Genomic DNA, 25348 nt, shown 5'->3' with positions numbered 1-25348 from the left:
GGAGGTCTTCTCCCGGGCGGCCCCGTGGTCTAGCGGTTCAGCGGTCGCTCACACGGCCCCGGTGGGGTCAGAACGTGAGCTTCCAGCTGTTGATGTAGCCGGTGTCGGCGCTCGCGAGGTCCGCGACGCGGAGCTTCCAGACGCCGTTCGCGACCTCCGAGGAGGCGTTCACGGTGAAGGTCTGGACGATGTTGTCCGCGCTGCCGCCGGTGCGGTTGCGCAGGTTGTAGACGGTGCCGTCGGGGGCGACCAGGTCGACCCGGAGGTCACCGACGTAGGTGTGGACGATGTTGACGTCCACCTTGAGGGTGCTCGGGGCGTTGCCCGTGCGGTTCACCGTGATCGGGGACTCCACCGTGGCGTTGTCCGCGATCTGGTAGTCGGCGGTGTTCTCGAAGACGCTCGGCTGGCTGGTGCCGACGGTCCAGGTGAAGGCCGCCGTACCCGTCTTGCTCTGCGAGTCGGTCACCGTGACGGTCACGTTGGACGTGCCGGCGGTGGTGGCGGTGCCGGAGATCAGACCCGTGGAGGAGTTGATCGACAGCCCGGCCGGGAGACCGGTCGCCGCGTAGCTCAGCGCACCGGAGTTGCTGCTGCTGGCCTGGATCTGCAGGCTGACGGCGCTGCCCGTGGCGGTGGTCTGGTTACCCGGGTTGGTAACCGTGACACCGCTCACGACGCGGGCGCCGACGGCGATGCCCGCCCAGGCGTTGGCCACGTTGTTGTAGGTGGTCGAACCCGCACCGTAGAGGTCCGCGGCGGCCTGCAGGGTGGCCGTGCGGGCCGCGGCGTAGTTGGTGTTCGACTTGAAGTAGCCCACCGTCAGCGCGCGGAACCAGATCTTCGCGGCGGCGTCGCGGCCGATGGCGGTGACCGGCAGGTTGTCGGCGGTCGGCGAGTTGTAGCTCACGCCGTTGATGACCTTGGCGCCGGAGCCCTCGGAGGCCAGGTAGAACCAGTGGTTCGCCGGACCCGAGGAGTAGTGGACGTCGACCGAGCCGATGCCCGAGTACCAGGAGTCCTTGGACGCGCCGTCCCGGCTCGGCTTGTCCTGGTAGCGCAGCGGCGAGCCGTCGCCGTTGATGTCGATCTTCTCGCCGATGAGGTAGTCGCCGACGTCCTGCGCGCTGTTGGCGTAGAACTCGACCGTCGAGGCCATGATGTCGGAGGTCGCCTCGTTCAGACCGCCGGGCTCACCGCTGTAGGTCATGTTGCCGGTGACCGAGGTCAGACCGTGGGTCATCTCGTGCGCGGCCACGTCGATGGAGGTCAGGGGCTTCGCATTGCCGTCGCCGTCGCCGTACGTCATGCAGAAGCAGGAGTCGTCCCAGAAGGCGTTGACGTAGGCGTTGCCGTAGTGGACCCGGCTGTACGGGGCCACGCCGTCGTTGCGCAGGCCGTTGCGGCCGTGCACGTTCTTGTAGTAGTCCCACGTCAGCTGGGCGCCGTAGTGGGCGTCCGCGCCTGCGGTCTCCGCGTTGGAGGCCGCGCCGTTGCCCCAGATGTCGTCCGGGCCGGAGAACAGCGTGCCCGTGCCCGACGAACCGTGGTTCAGGTTGTAGGTCTTGTGGCCGCCGCGCCCCGCGTCGGTCAGCGTGTAGTTGCTGCCCGACTGCGAGGTGCCGAGGGTCACCTGGCCGCTGTACTGCGTGTTGCCGGTGCCCGTCTCGATGGCCTGCCACTCGGTGATCTTGGCGCCGGTCTTGGCGTTGGTCACCACGTGCAGCTCGTTCGGCGTGCCGTCGTGCTGGAGACCGCCCACGACGGTCTCGAACGCGAGGACCGGAACACCGTCGGCCGCCCAGATCACCTTGCGGGCGCCCTTGGATGCCTTGGCCTCCTTGGAGCCCTCGGCACTGGCGGCGGAGACCGCCTGGCTCTCCGCGGCCGACGGCGTGACCGAGGGGCTGGTGTCAGCGACCTTGATCTCGTGGTTGGTGGCCTTGGTGACGCTCTTGGTGACGCCGTCCTTTGCGTGGACCGTCAGGTCGCCGCCGAGGACGGGCAGACCGTCGTAGGTCCGCTCGTAGGTGGTGTGCGTGGTGCCGTCCGCGTCCTTGACGACGTCGCGCACGACGAGCTTCTCGGCGCCGCCGAGGCCGAGGGCCTTGGCCGCCTGGGCGGTGGTGGAGTTGGCTTCGGCCAGGAGCGTCGCACGCTCCGAAGCGCTGAGTGCGCGGTTGGCCGCGCCCGGGTTGGGCTGGGCGGCCGTGCGGGCCTGCGACGCGGTGGCGTCGGCGGTTGCGGTGCCGGTCTGTATGCCGACGGCGAGCAGGGCTGCCGCGGCAACGAGCGCGCCGGCCGCGGTGGCACGCCTCTGGGGGGTGGGACTCAACGCAGACTCCTTCTGCAAGGGGGGTTCCGGATGGCTGGGTGGGCCTCCGGGCAGATCAGGGCTGGTGCGATGAACGGTCGAAGAGTGACACCTGGCGGTCAGGATGTCAGGACCGCGTCAAAAGGTTGGCCGGAAACGGTCCGTTGTCCGAAGAGACGGGTCCGGTATCCGGACCATTCACCTCCGTGTGGGAGGGAACGGTGCAGGATCCGGAGGGTCCGATACCGGTTTCTAACACTTGGGCAACAAGAAGCGGTGTTCACGCGAACGGCATTTACCGTACGGGCGTTTGTCGTACTGTTTGCCGGTGCGGGTGATGTCCGTTGCCTGGGGAAGCCATGGACGCTCGCCACTGCCATAGACCACGTGCCAGGGGGGCCCATGAGGCATGTCCATTTTCCTGCGCAAAGAGTGGCCGGCACGGCCCACGGGTCAGCTGTGCCCGTACGGCGCCACGGTGACAAGGCCCGTTGGTACCTGCCCGCCGCCCTCACGGCCGACTTCCTCGGCGCCGCCCTTCCCGTAGGGCTCGTCTTCGAGGCGGCGCAGCAGGTCCGGCCCGCCTACTGCGCCCTCGGCGCCGCCCTGGCGTGGACCGGGGTGCAGGCACTGCGCCGGCGGTACACCTCCCGGGCGCTCGGCGAATCGCGCGGAGTGCTGCCCGTCGTGCACGACTGGCTGATTCTCATCGGTGTCCTGGCCGTGGCCCGCGTGGTCACCGAGGAGGACACGCCCCGGCTGTCCGCCCTCGGGGCGCTCCTGCCCGCCCTGCTGGTCACCGTCGCCTGCCACAAACTGACCTACCGCCACCTCACCGCGGCCCGCCGCGAGGCCCAGGCCGTCAGCCGGGTCCTGGTGATAGGCGAGCCCGACACCGCCGAGGGCGTCATCGCACACCTCGCCGCGCGCACCGACCACCCGTACGTGGTCGTCGGGGTGGTCCCGGTCGGCGCCGGCTCCCTCGCCAGCGGGGTGCCCGTCGCGGCCCGGCTCGACGCCGTGACGCCCGACGCGCCGAGCTGCGACCCCACGGCCGTGCTCGGCGCCGTCCGCAGCCACCACGCCGACCTGGTGCTGATCGCCCCCGGCGCGCGGATCACGGGGGAGCGGCTGCGCCGGATCGCCTGGGCCCTGCACGATGCCGGGCTGGAACTCGCCGTCTTCCCCGGGCTCGTGGAGGTCTCCGTCAAGCGGCTGGAGACCCTGTCCGCGGGCGGCCTCGCCGTGCTGCGGGTCGTGCCGCCGGTCAGCCGGGGCGTGCAGACCCTGCTCAAGTCGGCCCTGGACCGGGCGGGAGCCGCCGCCGGGCTGCTGCTGCTCTCCCCGCTCTTCCTCGGGATCGTGCTGGCGATACGTTTCGGCTCGCGCGGGCCGGCCTTCTACCGGCAGCAGCGCATCGGCCGCGACGGGATCCCCTTCGTCATGTGGAAGTTCCGCACGATGGTCGTGGACGCCGATGCGCGCAAGGCCGAGCTGGCCGGGGCCAACGAGAACGACGGCCTGATGTTCAAGATGCGGCGTGACCCGCGGGTGACCCGGGTGGGCCGCCTCCTGCGCCGGACCTCGATGGACGAACTGCCCCAGCTCATCAATGTCCTGACCGGCCACATGTCACTGGTCGGCCCGCGCCCGCCGCTGCCGGAGGAGGTGGCGAAGTACGACGAGGTCGAGCTGCGCCGGCTCACCGTGCGGCCGGGGATGACGGGCTTGTGGCAGATCAGCGGAAGGTCCGACCTGTCCTGGGACGAAACGATTCAGCTCGATCTGCAGTACGTCGACAACTGGTCCTTCACCAGTGACGTCGACGTCATGGGCCGCACGCTCCGCGCCGTCGTCGACGGCCGCGGGGCGTACTGAGAGGCCCGTGTGGGGTCAGCCGTTCTGCTGGCGCAGCCACCACCGGTAGGTGGCCGCGATGCCGTCCCGCAGCGGGATGCCGGGCTTCCAGCCGAGGGAGGTCAGGCGGCTCACGTCCAGCAGCTTGCGGGGGGTGCCGTCCGGCTTGGAGGTGTCCCAGGCGAGACGGCCCCCGAAGCCGGTCACCTCGGCGACGGTCTCGGCCAGTTCCCGGATGGTCAGGTCCTCGCCGCAGCCGATGTTCACGGGCTCGTCGCCGTCGTAGGTGTTCAGCAGCACCGCGCAGGCGGCGGCCAGGTCGTCCACGTGCAGGAATTCGCGGCGGGGCGTGCCGGAACCCCACAGGGTGACCTCGTCGCGGCCCTCGGCGGCGGCCTCGTGGAAGCGCCGGACCAGGGCGGGCAGCACGTGCGAGGACTCCAGGTCGAAGTTGTCGCCCGGACCGTAGAGGTTCGTCGGCATCGCCGAGATGTACGAGGCCCCGTACTGCTTGCGGTACGACTGGACCTGGACGATGCCGGCGATCTTCGCAAGGGCGTAGGCCTCGTTGGTCGGCTCCAGCGGGCCGGTCAGCAGGGCGTCCTCGCTGATCGGCTGCGGCGCCAGCTTCGGGTAGATGCAGGACGAGCCGAGGAACAGCAGCCGGCCCACCCCTGCGGCGTGCGCGCCGGCGATGACGCTCAGCTGGATCCGGAGGTTGTCCTCCAGGAACTGCACCGGGTAAGTGCTGTTGGCCATGATCCCGCCGACCTTGGCGGCGGCCAGGACGACGGCGTCCGGCCGGACGTCCCGGAGGTGGGCCGCGGTCGCGTCGCCGTCGCGCAGGTCGAGGTCGGCGCGGTCCCGGGTGAGCACCTCGTGGCCGTCGGCGGTCAGCCGGCGGGCGACCGCCGACCCCACGAGGCCGCGGTGGCCCGCGACGAAGACGCGGGCGTGCGGGGGCAGGAGCGGCAGCGAACTAGTCATACGGCCGATGATGCCAGTCGCCTCCCGCGGGGCACGTGGCAGCCCGGCCTCCCGCCGGACGCCCGGCCCGGCCTCCCGCCGGGCATCCGGTCCGGGCTCGCGCCGGGTGTCCGGCCGCGGCTCGCGTCCGGCGTCGGGCCTGGCGTCGCGCCGGGCGGCAAGTCCGGTCTCCTGTGCGGCGTCCGGCCCGGGCTCGCGCCCGGCGTTCGACCCCACCGCCCGTGCGGTGTCCGGCCCGGCCTCCCGCCGGGCATCCGGTCCCGGCTCGCGTCCGGTGTCCGGCCCGGGCTTCCGCCGGGCAGCGAGTTCGGGGGCGCGTACGGCGGGCGTTCCCGGGCCTTTCCCGGCAGCCCGGTTGGCCTCCGCCGGGCGGGCGGCGGGTTCGCGGTTCTTCTCCGTCTCCCGCCGCCACGCGGACCGCGGCGGCGGGACGCCCCCGCGGGGCCCGGCCGCGCGGCGCGCCGCGCCGCGGAATCCGCCGCAAAGGCGGCCGGACCGGGCGTGTACGGTACCCATCCGGCCCCAGGGCCGCGGCCCGTACCCGCGGCGCGCCCCCTGCCGGGGCCGGCCCGGAACGCACCCCGAGGCGCAGCCTCACCACGACGAACAGCAACCACCACCAAGGGGACCCCATGGGCAAGACCGCACTGATCACCGGCGTCACCGGGCAGGACGGCTCGTACCTCGCCGAGCTCCTGCTCTCCAAGGGCTACACGGTGCACGGGCTGGTCCGGCGGTCCTCCAGCTTCAACACGGAGCGGATCGACCACGTCTACCAGGACCCGCAGACCGCGAACCGCTCCTTCGTCCTGCACCACGCCGACCTTTCCGACGGTGTGGCCCTGGTGAACCTGCTCCGCGAGATACGCCCCGACGAGGTCTACAACCTCGGCGCCCAGTCCCACGTCCGCGTCTCCTTCGACGCCCCGCTCTACACCGGCGACGTGACCGGCCTCGGCGCACTGCGGCTGCTGGAGGCCATCCGGGCCAGCGGCGTCGACACCCGCATCTACCAGGCCTCGTCCTCCGAGATGTTCGGCGCCACCCCGCCCCCGCAGAACGAGGGCACCCCCTTCCACCCGCGCAGCCCGTACGGCGCCGCCAAGGTCTTCGCGTACTGGACGACGGTGAACTACCGCGAGGCGTACGGCATGTTCGCCGTCAACGGGATCCTCTTCAACCACGAGTCCCCGCGCCGCGGCGAGACCTTCGTGACCCGCAAGATCACCCGCGCGGTCGCCCGCATCAAGGCCGGCCTCCAGGAGAAGCTCTACCTCGGCAACCTCGACGCCGTCCGCGACTGGGGCTACGCCCCCGAGTACGTGGACGCCATGTGGCGGATGCTCCAGCAGGACGAGCCCACCGACTACGTGGTGGCCACCGGTGTGGCCGCGACCGTCCGCGAGTTCGTCGAGGCGTCCTTCACGCACGCCGGCCTCGACTGGAACGAACACGTGCGCTACGACCCCAAGTACGAGCGCCCCAGCGAGGTCGACGCCCTCATCGGCGACGCCTCCAAGGCGCACGACCTGCTCGGCTGGAAGCCGACGGTCCTCGTCGCCGAACTGGCCAAAATCATGGTGGACGCCGACATCCGCCAGGTCGAGGACCAACTGGCGGGCGCGACGGTCCGCATCGACCGCTGAGGCCTTATATTTCCCCTACGGTTTGCCGTGTGCCGGTCATACCTACACGTCAGTGCGCGTGTGGCCGGGGCAAACCTGCCGTATGTCCGTAGTGCACCCTCCATGCTGAACCCTGTTGATTCCAATTTGGTATGCAAGGGGTCAAGTGAGGTGACCGGGCCCTCGCGCGAGCCCTAGTCTGCGCCAGTACATATGGCTGTTCGCTTAGTTCCAGCCATCAAACCGGGCGATTGCCCTGGGGGGCTCATGCGTAGATCCAGAGGGCTGACTGCTGCCCTCGTCCTGTCACTGGCCGGTGCCGGCACCGGTATAGGCCTGGTGCTGATGCCGCAGGCGTCCGCCATCACGGCGCCGGTGGCATTCACCGCCGACAACCTGCCGACCTGGCAGCCGAACGGCATCGTGTGGTCGATGGCCCAGGCGAACGGCACCGTCTTCGCCGGCGGTACCTTCTCCGCCGTCCGTCCGCCCGACGGGGCCGCCGGCACCGAGCAGGAGGCCGTGAACTTCGTGGCCCTCGACGCCGCGACGGGCAACCCCACCTCGTGCAAGCTCGCCTTCACCATCGGCGACGGCAGCGCCACCGTGCGCACGCTCGTCGTCTCGAAGGACAAGAAGACCCTTTACGCGGGCGGCTACTTCGGTGCGGTCAACGGCACCCCCGTCTCCAGCCTCGCCGCGATCGACATCGCGACCTGCACCCCCAGGGCCGCTTTCCACCCGAGCGTCCCGGCCACCGTGCGCGCGCTCGCCGTCACCGACGACACGCTGTACGTGGGCGGCGACTTCGGTACCGTCGAGGGCCAGACCCGCGAGCGCTTCGCCGCGGTCGACGCCGCCTCCGGTGCCCTGAGGCCGTTCGTCGCCAACGCCGATGAGCCCGGCCGGGCCATCGAGGTGAGCAACGACGGCAAGAACGTCCTGCTCGGCGGTGACTTCTTCTCGGTCAACGGCGCCAACACGCACGCGCTCGCCGTCGTGAACGCCACCACCGGCGCCGTCGCCAAGACCTACACCACGATCCCGTCGAACTCCGTGGTCAAGGACATCTCGGCCGACGCGACGGGCTACTACACCGGCAGCGAAGGCTCCGGCGGCGGTGTCTTCGACGGCCGCATCGGCCTGAACACCGACTTCAGCGAGAAGTGGCGCGACCGCTGCCTCGGCGCCACCCAGTACGTCCTGCCGTACGACGGGGTGCTCTACAGCTCCTCGCACGCGCACGACTGCTCCACCGAGCTGGAGTACCCCGACGGCAAGCGCCACTTCCTGCTGGCCCAGCCGACCGACCACACCGGCGCCGCCCCCGCCCCCGTGGGCGGCTTCGTGCGCGGCCCGCACAAGCTCGGCTGGTTCCCCACCGCCAACGACGGCCTCGGCGAGGGCATCGGCCCGCGCGTCATGTCGGTCGCGGAGAAGAACGACGTCAAGTACATGTGGGTCGGCGGTGAGTTCACCCTCATCAACGGCAAGCCGCAGCAGGCCCTGACCCGCTTCGCCTCCACCGGCGACGTCGGCGCCCCGACCACCCCGGTGGTCAGCGCCGCGAGCGTCAAGCCGGGCGAGGCGCAGGTCCGCTGGCGCACCAGCTACGACGCGGACGACAGCAAGCTGACCTACCGGATCTACCGCAACGGCTCGGCCACGCCCGCCGCCACGGTGAAGGCCGACTCCCTGGAGTTCGAGCGTCCCCAGGCATCCTGGGTCGACACCACGGTCAAGGCCGGCCAGTCCTACAGCTACCGCGTGACCGCCACCGACGCGGCCGGAAACACCAGCGCCCTGTCGGCCAGCGTCTCGGTGACGGTCCCGTCCTCGGTCCAGTCCTACCCGAACCAGGTCCGCGCGGACGGCGCCGAGCTCTACTGGCGCTACGACGACACCGTCAGCCCGTACGTCGCCGACTCCTCGGCCGGCGGCAACACCGGCGGCGTCCAGCTGAACGCCCCGGCCCTGCGCCAGACGCCCGGCGCGGTCAGCGGCACCAGCACCGCGATGGGCTTCAACGGCACCAGCCAGCAGGTCTACAGCGACCACCGCCAGACGGTCGGCAACGCGTTCACCATGGAGACCTGGTTCAAGACGGGCACCACCCGCGGCGGCAAGCTGATCGGATTCGGCAGCAACACCGACCGCAGCAGCGGCTCGTACGACCGGCACCTCTACATGACCAACACCGGCCGCCTGGTCTTCGGCGTCTCCAACGGCTCGGCCCGGACCGTCGCCACCGGCCTGTTCGACACGTACAACGACAACAAGTGGCACCACGTGGTCGCCACCCAGGGCGCCGGCGGCATCACGCTCTACGTCGACGGCCAGAAGAAGGACGCGCTGAACGCGGCCAGCACGCAGACCTACGCGGGCTACTGGCACATCGGCGGTGACAACCTCACCGGCTGGCCGAGCCGCCCGACGAGCAGCTTCTTCGCCGGACAGCTCGACGAGACGGCCGTCTACCCGACGGCGCTCACCGAGGCCCAGGTCAAGAACCACTACACCCTGGCCAAGGCTCCCACCGACACGGTCTCCAAGGTCAGTGCGACCGAGGACACCTACATCAACCAGGGTGCCCCGAGCACCGCCTACGGCACCTCCGGCTCGCTCGCGGTGCGCGGCACCTCGGCGTACGAGACGTACCTGCGCTTCAACCTCCCGGCCGCCCCGGCCGGGCAGGTCCTGAAGTCGGCCGCCCTCCAGGTCAAGACCACCACGCAGACGGGCGCCGGAACCGCTGACACCGTCTCCGTGGTGCCGGTCACCGGCACCTGGAGCGGCGCGGGCACGACCTTCAACACCAAGCCCACCCTCGGCACCACCCCGCTCGGCACCCTCGCGGGCGTGGCGGACGGCTCGGCCGTCCACAACGTGGAGCTGGACACCGCCGCGGTCTCCGCGGTGCTGGGCAGCAGCTACAGCCTGGGCCTGACGAGCACGGGCACCGACCCGCTGTGGATCTGGTCCTCGGAGGCCACCGCCGCGGACGGCATCCCGCAGCTGGTCCTCACCTTCGGCGCGAAGTAGCGGCGAGACAAGCGCAGTAACCGCCTGAGGGCGTGCGGGGCCCGGCTCATACGTGGCCGGGCCCCGCACCCCTGTCCCACCCAGTAAGCACGGGAGCCATCCGATGTACCGACGCTCCGCAGCGGCCGCCGTTGTGCTGGCCGCCGCCCTCACGCTGACCGCCTGCAGTTCGGGCGGGGGCAAGGCCGACTCCGGCGCGGAGGCGAAGGCGAAGCCCCCGGCCTCCTCGCCCGCCCCCGACCCGGCGGACGCCCCGGCGGCCTCGGCGCCCGCCCCCGACGCGAAGCCCGCCGGGCCCGTCCTGCCCGATGCCAGGATCACCCCGAAGACGGGCAGTTTCACGGCGCAGGAGAAGAAGTACCTGAGCGGCCGGGTCCCCGAGAAGACGGACCCCGCCGCCGTCCTGCAGAGCGGCCAGGAAGCCTGCCAGCGCGTGGAGCGCACCGCGAAGCGCGACAAGGACGCGGCGACCGGAGCGGTCATCGCCGGGGAGATCCCCGGTGCGAAGGACGCCATCACGCTCCTGTGCCCGGAGCAGAAGCCGGTCCTCGCCGCGGCCGAGAAGGGCTTCGCCGAAGGCCCCCGGACCTCGCCCGCCCCGGGCACCTACCGGGCGCTGACGCAGGCCACCACCTGCACGTGGGAGGCGAAGGGCAAGGACGGGTCGATCCTGGCCTCGGGCCCGGAGACCCCGCCCAAGGCCGGGGACAAGATCACGGCGGCCATCCCGGCGGGCACCTCGGAGTTCAACTCCACCGGCTGCTACGCCTGGATCCCGGCCTGACCGGCCTGACCGGCCTGACCGGCCGACCGACTGACCGGCCGACCGACTGACCGGCCTGACCGGCCTGACCGGCTGACCGGTCTGACCCGCCCCACCCGTCCCACCCGCCTGTTCCCGCTCCGGTCCGGCCCGACTGCCGCCCGGTCCGGGCCCGTTGGCGCCCGACACCGTCACAGGAAAACGCCCCCGGGGCCGGACTCCCGTCCCCCGGGGGCGTTTTCACGTCCCGTAGCCGGGTACCCGCGCGGTCACAGCCACGACAGCGGAGGTCAGTCTCATGGGTATCGGCGGATGCATCATCCTGATCGTGGTGGGTGCCATCCTCACCTTCGCCAGCGACTGGGAGATGGAGGGCGTCAACCTCGACCTGGTCGGCCTGATCATGATGGCGGTGGGCGCGATAGGCCTCGCCGTCTACACGAGCATCTTCAAGCGCCGCCGGGCGGCCGGCGCGATCTCCGTGGTGGAGGAGCCCCGCCGCGACATCATCTAGGGGTCCCGCAGGCACCCGGCCGCCGGCACACACCCCGGCAGTCGGCACATACCCCGGCAGCCGTCAGCGGCGGGCGGCCGCCTCGTAGACCGTGAGCAGGGTGTCGAGGACGGAGTCCATCGAGAAGGACCGCCCGGCCAGCTCGCGCGCCGCCGCGGAGGCGGCGCCGTTCGCCGCGGGGTCCAGCAGCGCCAGCACGGCCGCCGCCACGCCCTGCGGTCCCGGATCGACCGCGCGCCCCGCGCCGGCCGCCGCGACGTCGCGTGCCAGGCCGTTGGAACGGGTCACCACCGAGGGCACGCCCACCGCGAGGGCCTCCAGCACCGACATCGGGAACGGCTCGTCCACCGACGGCAGTACGTATACGTGCGCCCGGCGCAGCTCCTCCAGCACCTCCGCGCTGGACAGCGCGCCCGGCACCGTGAACCGGCCGCTCAGGCCCAGCTCCCCGATCCGGGCGAGGACGGCCGCCCGCTCGCCCTCGTCGGGGCCCGCGACCACGAACCGCGCCTGCGGGTGCACGGCCAGGACCGCCGGGGCCGCGTCGACGAAGTCCACCGGCCGCTTGCGGGCCTGCAGGCGCGCCGAGTACAGGATCCGCGGCGGGCCGCTCGGAGCGGGCCGCTCCTCCTGCGCCGGTGTGCCGTTGACCAGGCGGACCGCACGGTCCAGCGGAGCGCCGGCTACCGCGTCCAGGCCCTCCCGCTCGTGCGGGGTCAGGTACAGCACCGCGTCGGCGCCGCGCAGCAGCCGGCGTACCGCCACCGCGTCGAGCACCTTGGCCAGCAGCCTGCCGCTCGGGTCCACCATCCCGTGGGTCTGGAGCACCAGCGGCCTGCCGGCCCGCAGTGCGGCCAGGGCCACCGGCAGGGTCACCAGGTCCCGCGCCAGGTGCACGTGCACCACATCGGCGTCGCGCACCAGACGGCCGGCCGAGGCCAGCAGCGCCGGCGAGGTCATCCCGCTGAAGCCCAGCGGCAGCAGCCGCCGGGCCGGGAACAGCTTCGCCGGGACGCCCTCCACCTGCGTGGGCCACGGATCGAAGCCCTCGCCCAGCGCGAGCAGCCGCGCCTCGTGGCCCCGCTCCCGCAGCCCCTTCGCCAGGTTCAGCGCGACCCGCACGGGCCCGCCGAAGGCGTGCGTGGGGGAGTGCAGGGTGACGGCGTGCAGGACTCTCACTTGGGTTCCTCCACCGGGCGCCGCCGCCCGTCCTGGGTCTGCAGGGTCAGCTCCGGCAGGTCCGCGTGCACGATGGCGCCCGCGCCCGCGACCGCGCACCGCCCCACGGTGACCCCGGCCAGCACGGTGGCCCGTGCCGCCACCCAGGCGCCGTCCTCGACGGTGATCGGGGCGTTGCGGTAGCGGAAGTCGGCGGCCCGGTGGTCGTGCGAGCCGGTGCACAGCAGGGCTTCCTGGGAGAGGCAGACGTGCGAACCGATCGTCACCGGCTCCAGGTTCAGCAGCCAGGCGCCCTCGCCGATCCAGGTGTGGTCCCCGACCGTGAGCTTCCAGGGCCACAGCACCCGGACCCGGTGCCGGATCAGCACGCCCTCGCCGATGCGCGCCCCGAAGGCCCGCAGCAGGGCGACGCGCAGCCGGGCCGGGCAGAACCAGCTCATGAACAGCGTGTTCATCACGGCGAACCAGAGCGCCTGCGTCAGCAGACCGCGCCCCTTGTCGTATCCGGTCAGCGTGAAGGCAGGAAGGTCACGCAACGGTCGTCCCCCATCGTCCACCCCGCCGGCGCCTCCCCGGGCGCCGCCCGCTCAGACTAGACTGCGCGCGGACCAGGCACATCGGGTGGGGGCGGCAGTGGCAACGGACGTACGCAAGCCCCCGGTCGCGCCCGTGCAGTCCCCCTTCGCGGACGAGTCCCAGTGGGGCAGGGTCACCACCCCGCGCACCCTGCTCTCGCGCGCGCTGTCCGTCCCGCTCGCCCTCGGCTTCACCGTCTTCCTGCCGCTCGTCGTCGCCGTGCAGTCCGGCGCCGGCCAGCACGACGCGGCCTTCTGGCTCCAGCTGCTGCTCACCATGTACGCGGGCGCCCGCCTCTCCGCAATGGTGCTCACCAGCCGCCGCAAGCTGCTCCAGGGCTCCTTCTGGCTCTTCGTCTACATGGCCATGGGCGTGGCCCCGCTCGCGCAGGCCGTCCTCGGCCAGGTCCCCACCCCGGTCGTCGGCCCCCGCTCCGACCTCACCGTCGCCATCGGCCTGGTGCTGCTCGGCTGCACCGCCTTCGATGTGGGCGTCCTGCTCGCCCGGCACCGCCCGGCCGGCCGCGCGGGCGGCTCCCAGAAGGAGTCGCGCCCGGTCATGGCGCACCGGCGGCGGCTGCAACTGCTCACGGTGCTCTCGTTCCTGTGCAGCGCGGCCTTCGTGATGAAGCTCGGCGGGCCGGCGGTGTTCTTCTCCAGCCGCCAGGAGATCATCGCGGGCATCGAGGAGGCGGGCGTCTCCAACGGCGACGGCCAGGCCGGACAGGCCCTGCTGCGGGGCTTCGGGACCGTGCCGGCCCTGCTCTCGCTGCTGCTCTACACGCGCTGGCTGATCACCTCGAAGTTCGCCCGCCGCAAGGTCTCGATCATCGTCACGTGGGGGGCGCTGGCCGCGCTGAACCTGGTGGTCAACAACCCGATCTCGAACCCGCGCTACTGGTTCCTGACGGTCATGTTCGCGATGCTCTTCACGGTCTTCCCGGTCAGCGCGGCGATGTACCGGGTGGCGCTGTCCATGGCCGTGGTGATCGCGCTCCTCGTCTTCCCCTTCGCGGACCGCTTCCGGTACGACGAGAAGAACTACAAGCCGGTCGAGACCACGTCCTTCCTGGAGCCGATGGCCCTCAAGGACTACGACCAGATCGGCATGTTCGCCAACACCATCACCTACTCGAACTCCGGGCCGGGGCACTTCTACGGCCGCCAGCTCGCCGGCTCGGTCTTCTTCGCGGTGCCCCGCGCGGTGTGGCCCGGCAAGCCGCGCGACACCGGCGTGATGGTCGGCCAGTGGATGGGCACGGTCAACACCAACCTCTCCTCCCCGATCTGGGCGGAGCTGTGGATCGACTTCGGACCGCTGGGCATGGGCGCCGGGCTGCTGGCCATGGGATACGCCGCCGCCCGCGTCGACCGGCGCTACGCGAAGCGGGCCACCCGCCGGGCCCCGCCCGGGAGTCTGATCTCGGTGGTGGTCCCGCTGGTCGCGGGGTACTCCTTCATCCTGCTGCGCGGCCCGCTGCTCCAGGCGTCGGGCCGGGTGGCGATCGCCGCCCTGTGCCTGGCGCTGGTGGCGACGTACCGCACCGAGCGGTCCACCACCCTGCGCTGACCGCGGTGCCGCGTGCCACGGGGCTGCGGCGCCGGGCGGCGGACGGCCGGGCGGGGCTCCCCGTGAGGAGCCGTCACGCTCCGGGCAGTGCCGGGGCCGTCGCCCCGGCGGCCGGCCGCGGAGCGGGTGCGCCGAGCCGGGCGACCCGCCACCAGGCGGCCACCGCCTTCAGGGCGGAGCCCGCGGCCAGGCCCCAGGCAGCCCCGAGGGCGCCCCACAGGACGTAGCCGGCCAGCAGGAACACCACCGACAGCAGCGAGAAGACGATCTGCACGGACAGCGTGGCCTTCGGGTCGAGCACGCGCAGCGTCAGCAGCGCGCAGGTCCCCAGCCCCATCACGGCGTACTGGGCCCCGGTCGCCGGCAGCAGCGCGGACGCGGCCGCCCAGGTGTCGCCCAACAGCCCGCGGCCCAGCCGGTCCGGGAGCAGGTACAGGGCCGTCGCCCAGGCAGCGCCCACCGCGGCCAGGCACAGGCCCAGCAGCGCCGTCGCCCGTACCGTGGCCCGCTTGCCGCCGAGCCGGCCGAGCACCGGGGGGCCGAAGGCGTTCGCGGAGTTGAACAGCACGTTCAGCGGCCCGAAGAGGGTGGTCGCACCGCGCAGGGCGCCCACCGCGAGCGGGGTCGCGAAAACGCCCAGGCCGAGGACGGCGAGCTGGCTGGAACCGTTGCCCACCGCGAACTCGACCACGAACCGCTGCCCGAGGTGCCCGCGCCGCAGGTAGGGCCGCAGGTCCGCCCGGGCGCCGCGCACGGCGGGCCGCAGCAGCACGAGCCCGCACAGCAGCGCCGGGAGCGCGGAGATCCCCCACACCACCACCAGCCGCGCGGCCGCAACCCCTTCGGGCTGCGCGGCCAGCGCCCCGACCACGCACACCAGCCGCAGCGCGTCGGCGGCCAGTGCCCGCCCGGGGGCGCGCAGGGCGGAGAAGCAGTACCGCAGCCCGTCCTGGAGGAGCACCAGGGGCAGTACGAGTCCCAGCGCGAGGAAGGCCCGGCCGGTGGCGCCGGGCAGCAGCAGGCCCGCCACCGCGAGCAGGAGGCCCGCCACCGCGGAGGCGGCGCCGGTGAAGCCGACGGCCGAACGGCACCGCGCGCCCAGCCCGTCGCCCTTCTCCAGCACGAGGCTCTGGCCGGTGTAGGCCATGTTCAGCCCGAGGAGCACGGTGAAGGTCACGTAGACCATCGAGAAGTCGGCGAAGGCGGGCGCCGAGGAGAGCCGGGCGGCCAGGACCAGCACCAGGATGTTCGTGGCGCTGGAGGCCGCCTGGTCCAGGACCGACGCGACCGCTGCGAGGCCCCGCCGGCTCACCGCCGGCCCATGCGGACCGTCCGCAGGGCGACCGTGTCCGTGCCGTCGCCCGGGATGTGCTGCTCGGCCCCGGCCACCTCGTAGGGGATCGGCTGGGGCTGCGGCGCGGAGGGCGCGGAGGGCGCCGACGGCGCCGTGGACGCGACCGTGGACCCGTCGCCGCCCCTGCCCAGGGTGCGCTTCTCACCGGGCAGCGGGGCGTGCAGCACCGCGCCCAGCACGGTGCCGCCCGCGCCGCTGATCAGTTCGCGGATGCGGGTCAGGTCGCTGCGGTGGACTGCGCGCGGGTTGCAGACCACCAGGACGCCGTCGACGCGGTCGACCAGGGCCAGGGCGTCGGCGTAGGAGAGCACGGGCGGCGCGAGCACGATGACGGTGGAGTTGGGGGAGTCGGCCTCGGAGATCAGCCGGGTGGCGCGCGGGGAGGTCAGCGCACGCGGGACGTTGCGCACGCGCTCGCCCGGGATCAGGTCGAAGGCGCCGGACTCGCCCGCGTCCACCACGAGCTGGCGGCCGTCGGGCCAGTCGGTCTCACCCTGCGGGGCGGAGCGCTTGCCGGAGCCCTGGCCGCCGGGCGTCTGGCTCCAGCGCGGGCGGCCGCCCGCGTCGGTCGGCAGCTGGCTGGCGAGCACCGGCGTGCGCAGGTCCGCCTCGATGAGCAGGACGTCCTTGCCGGTCTCCGCGAAGGAGGCACCGAGGTTCACGGCCACGGCGGCGGCGGTCTCGCTGCTGCCGCGCGGAGCGACGACGAGGAGGCGGCGCCGGTCGGCGAACCGGGCATCGTAGGCGAGGCGGAAGGCCACCGAGCGGTACTCCTCGGCGAGCCGCGGATCGGCCTCCCCGGCGGCGAGGATCGGGCCGCCGCCCGTCTTGTCCCGCGGGAGGTAGCCGAGGACGGGCGCGCGCAGGGCGCGGGCCACATCGCCCTCGGAGCGCGGCGCCGGGTCGAAGACGAGCCGGACCCAGGCGGCGAGCAGGCCGAGCGCGAGGCCCACGGCCGCGCCGAGCGCCAGCGACATGGGGATGCCGGGCCCGTCGGGTGAGGTGGGCGCGGTCGCGGCGCTGGTCACCCGGCCCGGGGTCATGTCCAGGGCCTGGAGCTTGGCGATGTTGCCGTTGAGGGTGTTGACCTTGCTCTGCAGGTCGGTCTTGGAGGAGTACGCCGCGTCGCGCCCCGGACCGGCCGGCATCGCGTTGATCTGCCGGACGAGGTCGTCGAGCGACTTGGCGACGGGGTCGCGCTGGTCCTGGTAGCCCTTGACCATCTTGTCGCGGGTGACGTCGAGGGCATCCTGCCGCTTGAGCAGGTACGCCTCCGTCATCGCGTTGGCGCGCTTTGCGGCCTCCTTGGGCGAGGAGGCGGTGTAGGTGAAGCGGAGCACCATCGTCTGGGGCGGGTTGGTCACCTGCAGGCCGCTGCGCAGGGCGGCGAAGCCGGAGGAGGTGACGCCGAGCTTCTTCGCGGCCTCGTTGGCTATGGAGGAGCTGAGCGCGACCTGGCGCTCCGAGCCGATGTTGATCGCCTTGTCGGGGGCCAGGCTCGGGTTGAAGGGGTCGTCGGTGGGCGCCCGCAGGACGACGTCGGCGGTGGCGACGTAGGTGTCCGCCGTGGAGATGCCGAGATAGACGCCGCCCAGCAGACCGATCCCGATGCCGGCGCCGATGAGCCGGCGGTAGCGCAGGAGCTGCCGGAACTGGTCCCGCAGGAGATCGGGTTCGTCCTCGGCCGGTGCCGCTGCAGGGCGGTTCGTCTCGATCACGTCCGGGGACCCCCAAGTGCTTCGTCTATCAGTGCGTCGATGCGGGCCAGGCCCGCTTCGCGGCTCAGATGGGCCGCCACGTGGCGGGGCCCGGCCGCTCCCAGTGCGTTGGCGCCTTCGGGGTCCTCGGCCAGGGCCCGTACGGCCTTCAGCAGCGCCTGGGGGTCCTCCGGCTGCACGAGCACCCCTGCGCCCGAGCGCTCCACCTCCTGGGCGGTTCCGCCCTGCGCCGCCACCGAGGCGACGACGGGCCGGCCCGCCTGGAAATAGGAAGTGAGCTTCGACGGAACGCTCATGTCCATCACGGCGGCGTGCTGCGTGACCGCGAGCACGTCCGCCGCGGCGAGGATATCGGGGAACTCGCCCTCGGCGGCAGGGGGGATGATGTCCAGATTCGGCACGTCGCGGGAGAGGGCGGCCAGGGCCGCGCGCTGACTGCCGTCACCCATCAGGACGAAGCGGACGCCCGGGTCCAGGCGGGCGGCGCCGACGAGGACCTCCAGCCCCTGCTTGAGGCCCATGTTCCCGGAGTGCAGCACGACGGTCTGACCGGGGGACCAGCCGAGGTGACGGCGGGTCTCGCCGCGCGGCTTGGTGGGCACCGCCACGTGCGACCAGTTGGGGACGAGCCGGATCCGGCCCGGGTCCACGCCCATGCCGACGACCCGGTCCACGAAGGTCTCGTGGATGACGCCGACGAGGGCGGCCCGCTTGAGGGCGTACGCCTCGGCCCGCCCGGCGATCGCGGCGGCCTTGTCGCCGCCGCTGATCCCGCTCTGCGCGGCCGCGGCGCCCATCAGGTCCTGGACGACCGGGACGTAAGGGACCTTCCACCGGGCCGCGAGCCGGGCGGCCAGCACCCCGCCGGCCAGGCTCGGCATCTGGGCGAGGACCGCGTCCGGCTTCGGCATCCGGGGCGGGGCCACGGCGCCGTGCAGCAGGATCGATCCTTCGAACAGGGCCCGCCGCACGGCGGTCTGGCGCGGCGGCACGGTGTGCGCACGCCGGTGCACGGTCACCCCCGCGCGCTGCTCGGTGCGCCGCAGCGCGCCCTTGTACTGCGGCTCCAGCGACCAGGCCGGGTAGTGCGGCATGCCCGCGAGGACATGGGTCTCGTGGCCGAGATCCGCCCAGTGCTCCGCGATCTGGGTCGCGTAGGGCCCGATCCCGGCGTGCTCGGGGGCGTAATTGGTGGAAACCAGCAGCAGGCGCCGGTGACCGGATCTGGACACTGAGCGTCCCCTTCTCCCCTGGATGATGCGCACGTCACCCTATTCGTTCACCGGCGTGGTGCGGAACGTGCACGCTATTGTCTGCTAATCCACCACACCGGGGGGTGTGGTCTTTGGGGGGTATACAGATGACGGAGCGGGACATGTCCGACCTTGGCGCGCCCGCGCGGCGCGGGATTCCGGGGACGTACCGAGTGGGCTACGCGCCAGGTGCGTACGATCTATTCCACATCGGACATCTCAACATCCTCCGGCACGCCCGCAGCCAGTGCGACTACCTCGTGGCCGGCGTGGTCTCCGACGAGATGGCCGAACTCGCCAAGGGCCGCCGCCCGATGATCCCGCTCGTCGAACGGCTGGAAATCGTCCGCAGCGTGAAGTACGTCGACGCGGCCTTCGTCGAGACCGTCCCGGACAAGGTGGAGACCTGGCGGCAGGTCCGCTTCGACGTCATCTTCAAGGGCGACGACTGGCGGGGCACGCCCAAGGGCGACCGGCTGGAACGCGACTTCGCCGCGCACGGCGTCGACGTCGTCTACTTCCCCTACACCGTCCACACCTCCAGCACCCAGCTGCGCCGGGCACTGGACGCGCTCGCCGGACCGGCCGCCCCGCCGGAGCCGCTCATCGCGGAACGGCGCTGAGCTCCCGGAACCACTTCGCGAGGAACGCCAGCAGGAACACCGCGGCGGCGACCCCGAAGCCCGCGTACACCCAGCGGAACAGCTCCCCGCCGCCGAGCAGCAGGAACACCAGGCAGAACACCCCGTAGTCCACGGGCAGCAACGCCACCGCGCGCACGGTCGACGGCGCGGCGGCGGGGCTGCCCGGTGCGGGCCGGTGCCCCAGCTTCTCGGTCAGCAGCCCCCCGAAGAAGGTGACGACCGAGGCGAACTGGAAGCCCAGCGGCACCAGCAGCCAGCCGTCCGAGCCCGTGCCGTACTCGCCGGGGAAGCGGTGGAAGGCGATGAGCACGCAGGAGTGCAGCGCGGTGAGCTTGGCGCAGTCCACGACGTGGTCCAGCCACTCGCCCGCGGCGCTGCCGCCCCCGCGCAGACGCGCCAGCTGCCCGTCGGCGGAGTCGAAGGCGAACCCGGCGGCCAGCGCGGCCCACACCGCGATCCCCAGCCCCCAGGAGGGCGCGGCCAGCGCGACCGCGGCGACGCCGGCGAAGCTGAGGGCGGCGCTGACCAGGGTCACCTGGTTCGGGGTGAGCCCGAGCGCGTACGACCCGGCGGCCAGGTACCGCCCGGCCGGCCGGTTGACGTACCGCGAATAGAGCGATACCCCCTTCGCCGGCTTCTGCGCCCCGCGCAGCTCCCGCAGCGCCGTCCCGACACTCGCCATGCGCACCCCTGACCACCTCGATGGCACGCGCGTGCACGTGCACGCGTGTTCGTGTGAAGGCCACATCATCGCAGCCCCCACCCGCGGTCAGTCCGTCACCCGCAACAGCAGCACCGACCTGGCCGGAACCGTCAGGGTCCCGCCGCCGGGCAGCCGGCCCCCCGGCGCCGCGGCCTGGTCCTCCAGCGAGGTGTCCAGCACGAGTTCGTAACTGTCCGCCCACGGCGCACCGGGCAGGACCCACGGCACCGGCCGGTCGCCGGTGTGCAGCAGGGCCAGGAAGCTGTCGTCCGTCACCTGCCGCCCCCGCTCGTCGCGGCCCGGGATGTCCCGGCCCGACAGGTACATCCCCAGCGCCGCCGCCGGGGCGTACCAGTCCCGCTCCGTCATCTCCAAGCCCCCCGGCGTGAACCACGCCAGGTCCCGCAGCCCGTCCGCGGCCTGCGGGCGCCCCGAGAAGAACGCGCGGCGACGCAGCACCGGGTGGGCGTGGCGCAGCGAGATCAGCCGCGCCACCAGCGCGGCCAGCTCCCGCCAGGCCGGGTCCTCCAGCAGCGACCAGTCCACCCAGCCCAGCTCGTTGTCCTGGCAGTACGCGTTGTTGTTGCCGCCCTGGGTACGCCCGAACTCGTCCCCCGCGACGAGCATCGGGACCCCCGTCGACAGCAGCAGCGTGGTGAGCAGGTTGCGCAGCTGCCGGCGGCGCAGGGCCGTGACGCGCGCGTCGTCGCTCTCGCCCTCGGCCCCGCAGTTCCACGACCGGTTGTCATTGGTCCCGTCCCGGCCGTCCTCCCCGTTCGCGTCGTTGTGCTTGCGCTCGTAGCTGACCAGGTCCCGCAGGGTGAAACCGTCGTGGGCCGTCACGAAGTTCACCGAGGCGTACGGCCGCCGCCCGCCCCAGGCGTAGAGGTCGCTCGATCCGGAGAGCCGGTAGCCGAGGTCCCGCACGTCCGGCAGCGCGCCCCGCCAGAAATCCCGCACGGCGTCCCGGTACCTGTCGTTCCACTCCGTCCACATCGGCGGGAAGGCCCCCACCTGGTAGCCGCCCGAGCCCACGTCCCACGGCTCGGCGATCAGTTTGACCCGCCGCAGCACCGGGTCCTGGGCGATCACCGCCAGGAACGGCGACAGCATGTCCACGTCGTGCATGGAACGGGCCAGCGCCGCCGCCAGGTCGAAGCGGAAGCCGTCCACGCCCATCTCCGTGACCCAGTAGCGCAGGGAGTCCGTGATCAGGCGCAGCACGTGCGGCCGCCCGGCGTGCAGGGTGTTGCCGCACCCCGTGTAGTCGGCGTAGCGGCGCTGGTCGCACTGGAGGCGGTAGTAGCCGCGGTTGTCGATCCCGCGCAGGGACAGCGTCGGACCGAGCTCGCCCGCCTCCGCCGTGTGGTTGTAGACCACGTCGAGGATCACCTCGATCCCCGCCGCGTGCAGCGCCCGCACCATCCGCTTGAACTCACCGACTTGCTGGCCCGTCGTACCGCTCGACGAGTAGCCCGCGTGCGGGGCGAAGTAGCCCACCGAGTTGTAGCCCCAGTAGTTGCGCAGCCCCCGCCGCAGCAGGTGGTCCTCGTGCGCGAACTGGTGCACCGGCAGCAGCTCGACCGCCGTCACGCCCAGCTTCACCAGGTGCTCGACGGCCGCCGGATGGGCCAGGCCCGCGTACGTCCCGCGCAGCTCCCCGGGAACCCCCGGATGGCGCATGGTGAAGCCGCGCACGTGCAGCTCGTAGATCACCGAATCGGCCCAGGGGGTCTTGGGCCGGACGTCGTCCGCCCAGTCGTCGTCGTCGTGGACCACGACCCCCTTGGGGACGAAGGGCGCCGAATCCCGGTCGTCGCGCACGGTGTCGGCGATGTACTGCTGCGGCCAGTCCCGGACGTGCCCGTACACCTCGGGAGGCAGGGTGAAGTCGCCGTCCACGGCGCGGGCGTACGGGTCCAGCAGCAGCTTCGCCGGATTGTGGCGCACGCCCGTCCAGGGGTCCCACCGCCCGTGCACCCGGAAGCCGTACCGCTGCCCGGGGCGCACGCCCGGCACGAAGCCGTGCCAGATCTCGTGCGTGAGCTCCGTCAGGGCGCAGCGCGTCTCGGTCCCGCCCTCGTCGAACAGGCACACCTCCACCGCCTCCGCGCCCTGTGCCCACAGGGCGAAATTGGTGCCCGCCGTCCCGTGGGTCCCGTCGGCGCCCTGGCGGTAGCGGGCCCCCAGGGGATGCGAGGACCCGGGCCACACCGGTGGTCCCGGGCGCGCGGACGCCCGTAACACCTGGGCCCTGCCCTGGCCGTTCGGCTGCCCGTCCGGTGGCCCCCCGGGCAGCAGGTCCGCCTGCGGCAGCGGCGCGGCGGGGGCGCCGGGCACCGCGTCCGCGACGGTGGGTCCGGCGGATCCGGCGTTCCCGACGGCTTCCACCGCCTCTTCTTGCTCGGCTGCGCTCGACACTGCCCGCCTCCACGGCTCCTGGGTACCTGCGGGGGAGGGGAAGCGCGGCCCGGGCGTCCCGGCCCGGGCCCGCCCCCGTCTGGTCCTTCACACTGTTCTTCCCGTACTGATCCGCCCGGAACGTGCGGCCCGCCCACGTTTCCCCCGGAGGGCCCCGGTCGTTGGAGGGGACGTGACACTTCTGACGAGGCGGGCAGGGGCGGGCTTGGCCGCCGTGGCGGCTTGGGCGGGCCTGCTCGGCGGCCTGGCCGGATGCACCCAGGACGGCCGGTCCCCGGTCGAGATCGAGTTGCCGGGCAAGCCGCGCTCCCCGGACGAGGCCATCCGGATCACCCCCGGCGACAACGCCAAGGGGGTGCCGGCCGACGGACGGCTGGGCGTGACGGTGCCGGAGGGCCGCCTGGAGCGGGTCGTGGTCACCAAGGTGGAGGACGCCCAGGAGGAGCGGGTCCCCGGCACCATCGCGCAGGACGGGCTCAGCTGGAGCCCCGACCCCGCCGCGGGCCGGCTCTCGCTCGCGGCCAAGTACACCGTGGACGCCGTCGCCCGCGACGGGCACGACCGGCGCCAGGCCCGGCACACCACCTTCACCACCTACGTTCCCGAGGAGCGGTTCATCGGCTACTTCAAGCCCGAGAACCGCTCGACCGTCGGCACCGGCATGATCGTCTCCTTCAACTTCAGCCGGGCCGTGGAGCGCCGCGCCGAGGTGGAGCGGGGCATCACCGTCACCGCCGACCCGCCGGTGGAGGTCGTCGGCCACTGGTTCGGCAAGGAGCGGCTCGACTTCCGGCCCAAGGAGTACTGGAAACCGGGCACCGTGGTCACCGTGAAGGTGAACCTGCGCGACGTCGAGGGCGCGCCCGGCTCCTACGGCATCCAGGACAAGACGATCACCTTCACCGTCGGCCGTTCCCAGATCTCCACCGTGGACGCCGCCGCGCACACCATGGAGATCCGCCGGGACGGGCAGCTGCTGCAGACCCTGCCGATCACCGCCGGAGCGCCCAAGACCACGACCTACAACGGCAAGATGGTGGTGATGGAGCTCTTCGACGTCACCCGCATGAACGGCCAGACCGTCGGTTTCGGCGGGGAGTACGACATCCCCGACGTCCCGCACGCCATGCGGCTCACCGCCTCCGGGACGTTCCTGCACGGGAACTACTGGGTCAGCCCCGACACCTTCGGCTCCGCCAACATGAGCCACGGCTGCGTGGGCCTGCGTGACGACAAGGGCGGCGGCTCGGACACCCCGGCCGGCTGGTTCTTCGAACGGACGCTGGTGGGGGACGTCGTCGAGGTGGTCAACTCGCAGGACAAGACGGTGGCGCCGAGCAACGGCCTGGGCGGCTGGAACATGTCCTGGGCCGACTGGGTCGCCGGCTCGGCCGGCGCCTGAGGACGGCGGCACCCCGCCGCACCCCGCCCGCGCCCCCGTCCGCACGGCACTTGGGACGGAACGGTGACATGACCGTGCCTTTTCGTGTTCTGCACGTGTGATTACCTGTCGGCAAGCGCGCGACTGTCCGCGCGCGGGGGACATGGGGAGAACACGAGTGAACCTGCAGCCGATACGCGGCCGCGCCCGCACCGGCCTGCCGGCCCTGCTGCTGGGGGCGGCCCTGCTGCTGACCACCGCGTGCGGCGGCGGCGGAGGAAAGAGCGGCAGCGGCAGCGGAGGCGACGACGCCGGGGGCGGTGGCGGCAAGACCGGCACCGAGGCGTCCAAGGCCGTCGTCAGCGTCAAGCCCGACGACGGCGCCAAGGAGGTCGCCACCAGCGGCGTCCTGAAGATCACCAGCACCGGCGGCAAGCTCACCACGGTGACGGTCGCCGACACCAAGGGCAATGCGGTCGACGGCAAGCTCGCGGGCGACGGCGCGAGCTGGGAACCCGCCCGCCACCTGGCCTCCGCCACCGAGTACAAGGTGCACGCGGTCGCCAAGGACGAGGGCGGCCGGGAGTCCGCCAAGGACACCACCTTCACCACCCTGACCCCCACGAACACCTTCGTCGGCCACTACACGCCCGAGGACGGCTCGACCGTCGGCGTCGGCATGCCGGTCTCCATCAACTTCACCCGCGGCATCACCAACCCCGAAGCCGTCGAGAAGGCCATCACGGTGACGGCGGAGCCGGCCGTGCCGGTCGAGGGCCACTGGTTCGGCAACGACCGCCTGGACTTCCGCCCCGAGAAGTACTGGGCGGCCGGCACCAAGGTCACCGTCAAGCTCGCCCTCGACGGGGTCGAGGGCCGCCCCGGCGTGTACGGCAAGCAGACCCGCACGGTCACCTTCACCGTGGGCCGCTCGCAGGTCACCACCGTCGACGCGAGTGAGCACCAGATGCAGGTCGTCCGCGACGGCCAGGTGCTGAAGAACATCCCGATCACCGCCGGCGCCCCGTCGACGACCACCTACAACGGACAGATGGTCATCAGCGAGAAGTACAAGGTCACGCGGATGAACGGCGCGACCGTCGGTTTCGGCGGCGAGTACGACATCTCGGACGTCCCGCACGCCATGCGCCTGTCCAACTCAGGCACCTTCGTGCACGGCAACTACTGGGCCTCCTCCGGCACCTTCGGCTCGGAGAACGTCAGCCACGGCTGCGTGGGCCTGCGCGACGCGCGCGGCGCGGGTGACGACAGCACCCCCGCCGCCTGGTTCTTCAACGAGTCGCTGATCGGCGACGTGGTGGTCGTGAAGAACTCCAAGGACAAGCAGATCGCCCCGGACAACGGCCTCAACGGCTGGAACATGGACTGGGCGGAGTGGATCAAGTAACCCGCTGAACGGATGGTCCGGGGGCCCGGTGCTGTGACCC

At 72.4% G+C, this 25348-nt stretch carries 18 protein-coding genes; 9 read left to right on the top strand and 9 right to left on the bottom strand.

Features of this window, described 5'->3' with window-relative positions; genetic code table 11:
* Positions 1-67: 67 nt before the first annotated feature.
* Complete coding sequence (locus AMK16_RS08775) at positions 68-2335, bottom strand: M4 family metallopeptidase (RefSeq protein WP_073911354.1); 2268 nt, start codon at positions 2333-2335, stop codon at positions 68-70.
* Positions 2336-2716: 381 nt separating this feature from the next.
* On the opposite strand from AMK16_RS08775, the gene AMK16_RS08770 reads away from it, so the two are divergent.
* Positions 2717-4192: a sugar transferase gene (locus tag AMK16_RS08770; RefSeq protein ID WP_079191415.1), complete on the top strand. Its 1476-nt coding sequence runs from the start codon at positions 2717-2719 to the stop codon at positions 4190-4192.
* A 15-nt stretch (positions 4193-4207) separates the two neighbouring features.
* On the opposite strand, the gene AMK16_RS08765 is transcribed toward AMK16_RS08770, so the two are convergent.
* On the bottom strand, positions 4208-5158 hold the full coding sequence (locus AMK16_RS08765; protein ID WP_073913455.1) for a GDP-L-fucose synthase family protein: 951 nt from the start codon (positions 5156-5158) through the stop codon (positions 4208-4210).
* 632 nt (positions 5159-5790) lie between these two features.
* Between AMK16_RS08765 and gmd the strand changes: the two genes are divergently transcribed.
* From gmd to AMK16_RS08745, 4 genes are all read left to right on the top strand, one after another.
* Positions 5791-6804, top strand: a complete 1014-nt coding sequence (gene gmd, locus AMK16_RS08760; protein ID WP_073911352.1) for a GDP-mannose 4,6-dehydratase — start codon at positions 5791-5793, stop codon at positions 6802-6804.
* A gap of 246 nt (positions 6805-7050) precedes the next feature.
* A complete protein-coding gene (locus tag AMK16_RS08755) occupies positions 7051-9825 on the top strand; it encodes a CBM96 family carbohydrate-binding protein (protein WP_073911350.1) in 2775 nt (924 codons plus the stop codon).
* A gap of 103 nt (positions 9826-9928) precedes the next feature.
* A complete protein-coding gene (locus AMK16_RS08750; RefSeq protein WP_073911347.1) occupies positions 9929-10609 on the top strand; it encodes a hypothetical protein in 681 nt (226 codons plus the stop codon).
* A 277-nt stretch (positions 10610-10886) separates the two neighbouring features.
* Positions 10887-11102: a DUF6458 family protein gene (locus AMK16_RS08745; protein ID WP_073911345.1), complete on the top strand. Its 216-nt coding sequence runs from the start codon at positions 10887-10889 to the stop codon at positions 11100-11102.
* Positions 11103-11165: 63 nt separating this feature from the next.
* Here the strand turns inward: AMK16_RS08745 and AMK16_RS08740 are convergent, their stop codons facing one another.
* Together AMK16_RS08740 and AMK16_RS08735 are read right to left on the bottom strand one after the other, a co-directional pair.
* Positions 11166-12281: a glycosyltransferase gene (locus tag AMK16_RS08740; RefSeq protein ID WP_073911342.1), complete on the bottom strand. Its 1116-nt coding sequence runs from the start codon at positions 12279-12281 to the stop codon at positions 11166-11168.
* On the bottom strand, positions 12278-12817 hold the full coding sequence (locus AMK16_RS08735) for a WcaF family extracellular polysaccharide biosynthesis acetyltransferase (RefSeq protein WP_073911339.1): 540 nt from the start codon (positions 12815-12817) through the stop codon (positions 12278-12280). The genes AMK16_RS08740 and AMK16_RS08735 overlap by 4 nt, the downstream gene beginning before the upstream one ends.
* 97 nt (positions 12818-12914) lie before the next feature.
* On the opposite strand from AMK16_RS08735, the gene AMK16_RS08730 reads away from it, so the two are divergent.
* Complete coding sequence (locus tag AMK16_RS08730; protein ID WP_443333544.1) at positions 12915-14426, top strand: hypothetical protein; 1512 nt, start codon at positions 12915-12917, stop codon at positions 14424-14426.
* A gap of 73 nt (positions 14427-14499) precedes the next feature.
* Here the strand turns inward: AMK16_RS08730 and AMK16_RS08725 are convergent, their stop codons facing one another.
* Genes AMK16_RS08725 through AMK16_RS08715 form a run of 3 tightly spaced genes read right to left on the bottom strand, consistent with a single transcriptional unit; the run spans position 14500 to position 18700 of the window.
* Positions 14500-15738, bottom strand: coding sequence for a hypothetical protein (locus AMK16_RS08725; RefSeq protein ID WP_073911337.1), 1239 nt, complete (start codon positions 15736-15738; stop codon positions 14500-14502).
* A complete protein-coding gene (locus tag AMK16_RS08720; RefSeq protein WP_073911335.1) occupies positions 15735-17498 on the bottom strand; it encodes a lipopolysaccharide biosynthesis protein in 1764 nt (587 codons plus the stop codon). Before AMK16_RS08720 ends, AMK16_RS08725 begins: the two co-directional genes overlap by 4 nt.
* The gene (locus tag AMK16_RS08715) at positions 17495-18700 is read right to left on the bottom strand and encodes a glycosyltransferase family 4 protein (RefSeq protein WP_073913448.1); all 1206 of its coding nucleotides are present in this window, start codon (positions 18698-18700) and stop codon (positions 17495-17497) included. The genes AMK16_RS08720 and AMK16_RS08715 overlap by 4 nt, the downstream gene beginning before the upstream one ends.
* 173 nt (positions 18701-18873) lie before the next feature.
* On the opposite strand from AMK16_RS08715, the gene AMK16_RS08710 reads away from it, so the two are divergent.
* Complete coding sequence (locus AMK16_RS08710) at positions 18874-19374, top strand: adenylyltransferase/cytidyltransferase family protein (RefSeq protein WP_073911333.1); 501 nt, start codon at positions 18874-18876, stop codon at positions 19372-19374.
* Here AMK16_RS08710 and AMK16_RS08705 read toward each other — a convergent pair.
* Together AMK16_RS08705 and glgX are read right to left on the bottom strand one after the other, a co-directional pair.
* Entirely contained in the window at positions 19355-20077 is a 723-nt protein-coding gene (locus AMK16_RS08705) for a CDP-alcohol phosphatidyltransferase family protein (protein WP_073913443.1), read from the bottom strand. The genes AMK16_RS08710 and AMK16_RS08705 overlap by 20 nt on opposite strands.
* A gap of 87 nt (positions 20078-20164) precedes the next feature.
* Complete coding sequence (glgX, locus tag AMK16_RS08700; RefSeq protein ID WP_443333543.1) at positions 20165-22519, bottom strand: glycogen debranching protein GlgX; 2355 nt, start codon at positions 22517-22519, stop codon at positions 20165-20167.
* A 181-nt stretch (positions 22520-22700) separates the two neighbouring features.
* On the opposite strand from glgX, the gene AMK16_RS08695 reads away from it, so the two are divergent.
* Together AMK16_RS08695 and AMK16_RS08690 are read left to right on the top strand one after the other, a co-directional pair.
* Complete coding sequence (locus AMK16_RS08695; RefSeq protein ID WP_073913435.1) at positions 22701-23921, top strand: L,D-transpeptidase; 1221 nt, start codon at positions 22701-22703, stop codon at positions 23919-23921.
* Between the two features lie 142 nt (positions 23922-24063).
* Positions 24064-25308 (top strand): L,D-transpeptidase, encoded by a 1245-nt coding sequence (locus AMK16_RS08690; RefSeq protein ID WP_073911330.1) that lies wholly within the window; start codon positions 24064-24066, stop codon positions 25306-25308.
* Positions 25309-25348: the final 40 nt, after the last annotated feature.

This window comes from Streptomyces sp. CB00455 (assembly GCF_001905445.1).
Classification (GTDB): domain Bacteria; phylum Actinomycetota; class Actinomycetes; order Streptomycetales; family Streptomycetaceae; genus Streptomyces.
This window is presented reverse-complemented; position numbering and strand designations above follow the sequence as displayed.

Excerpts from the sequence above, each read along its gene's own strand:
- AMK16_RS08770 (WP_079191415.1), top strand. The coding sequence starts at position 2,717 with ATGAGGCATGTCCATTTTCCTGCGCAAAGAGTGGCCGGCACGGCCCAC.
- AMK16_RS08765 (WP_073913455.1), bottom strand. The coding sequence starts at position 5,158 with ATGACTAGTTCGCTGCCGCTCCTGCCCCCGCACGCCCGCGTCTTCGTC.
- gmd (WP_073911352.1), top strand. The coding sequence starts at position 5,791 with ATGGGCAAGACCGCACTGATCACCGGCGTCACCGGGCAGGACGGCTCG.
- AMK16_RS08755 (WP_073911350.1), top strand. The coding sequence starts at position 7,051 with ATGCGTAGATCCAGAGGGCTGACTGCTGCCCTCGTCCTGTCACTGGCC.
- AMK16_RS08750 (WP_073911347.1), top strand. The coding sequence starts at position 9,929 with ATGTACCGACGCTCCGCAGCGGCCGCCGTTGTGCTGGCCGCCGCCCTC.
- AMK16_RS08745 (WP_073911345.1), top strand. The coding sequence starts at position 10,887 with ATGGGTATCGGCGGATGCATCATCCTGATCGTGGTGGGTGCCATCCTC.
- AMK16_RS08710 (WP_073911333.1), top strand. The coding sequence starts at position 18,874 with ATGTCCGACCTTGGCGCGCCCGCGCGGCGCGGGATTCCGGGGACGTAC.
- AMK16_RS08705 (WP_073913443.1), bottom strand. The coding sequence starts at position 20,077 with ATGGCGAGTGTCGGGACGGCGCTGCGGGAGCTGCGCGGGGCGCAGAAG.
- AMK16_RS08690 (WP_073911330.1), top strand. The coding sequence starts at position 24,064 with ATGGGGAGAACACGAGTGAACCTGCAGCCGATACGCGGCCGCGCCCGC.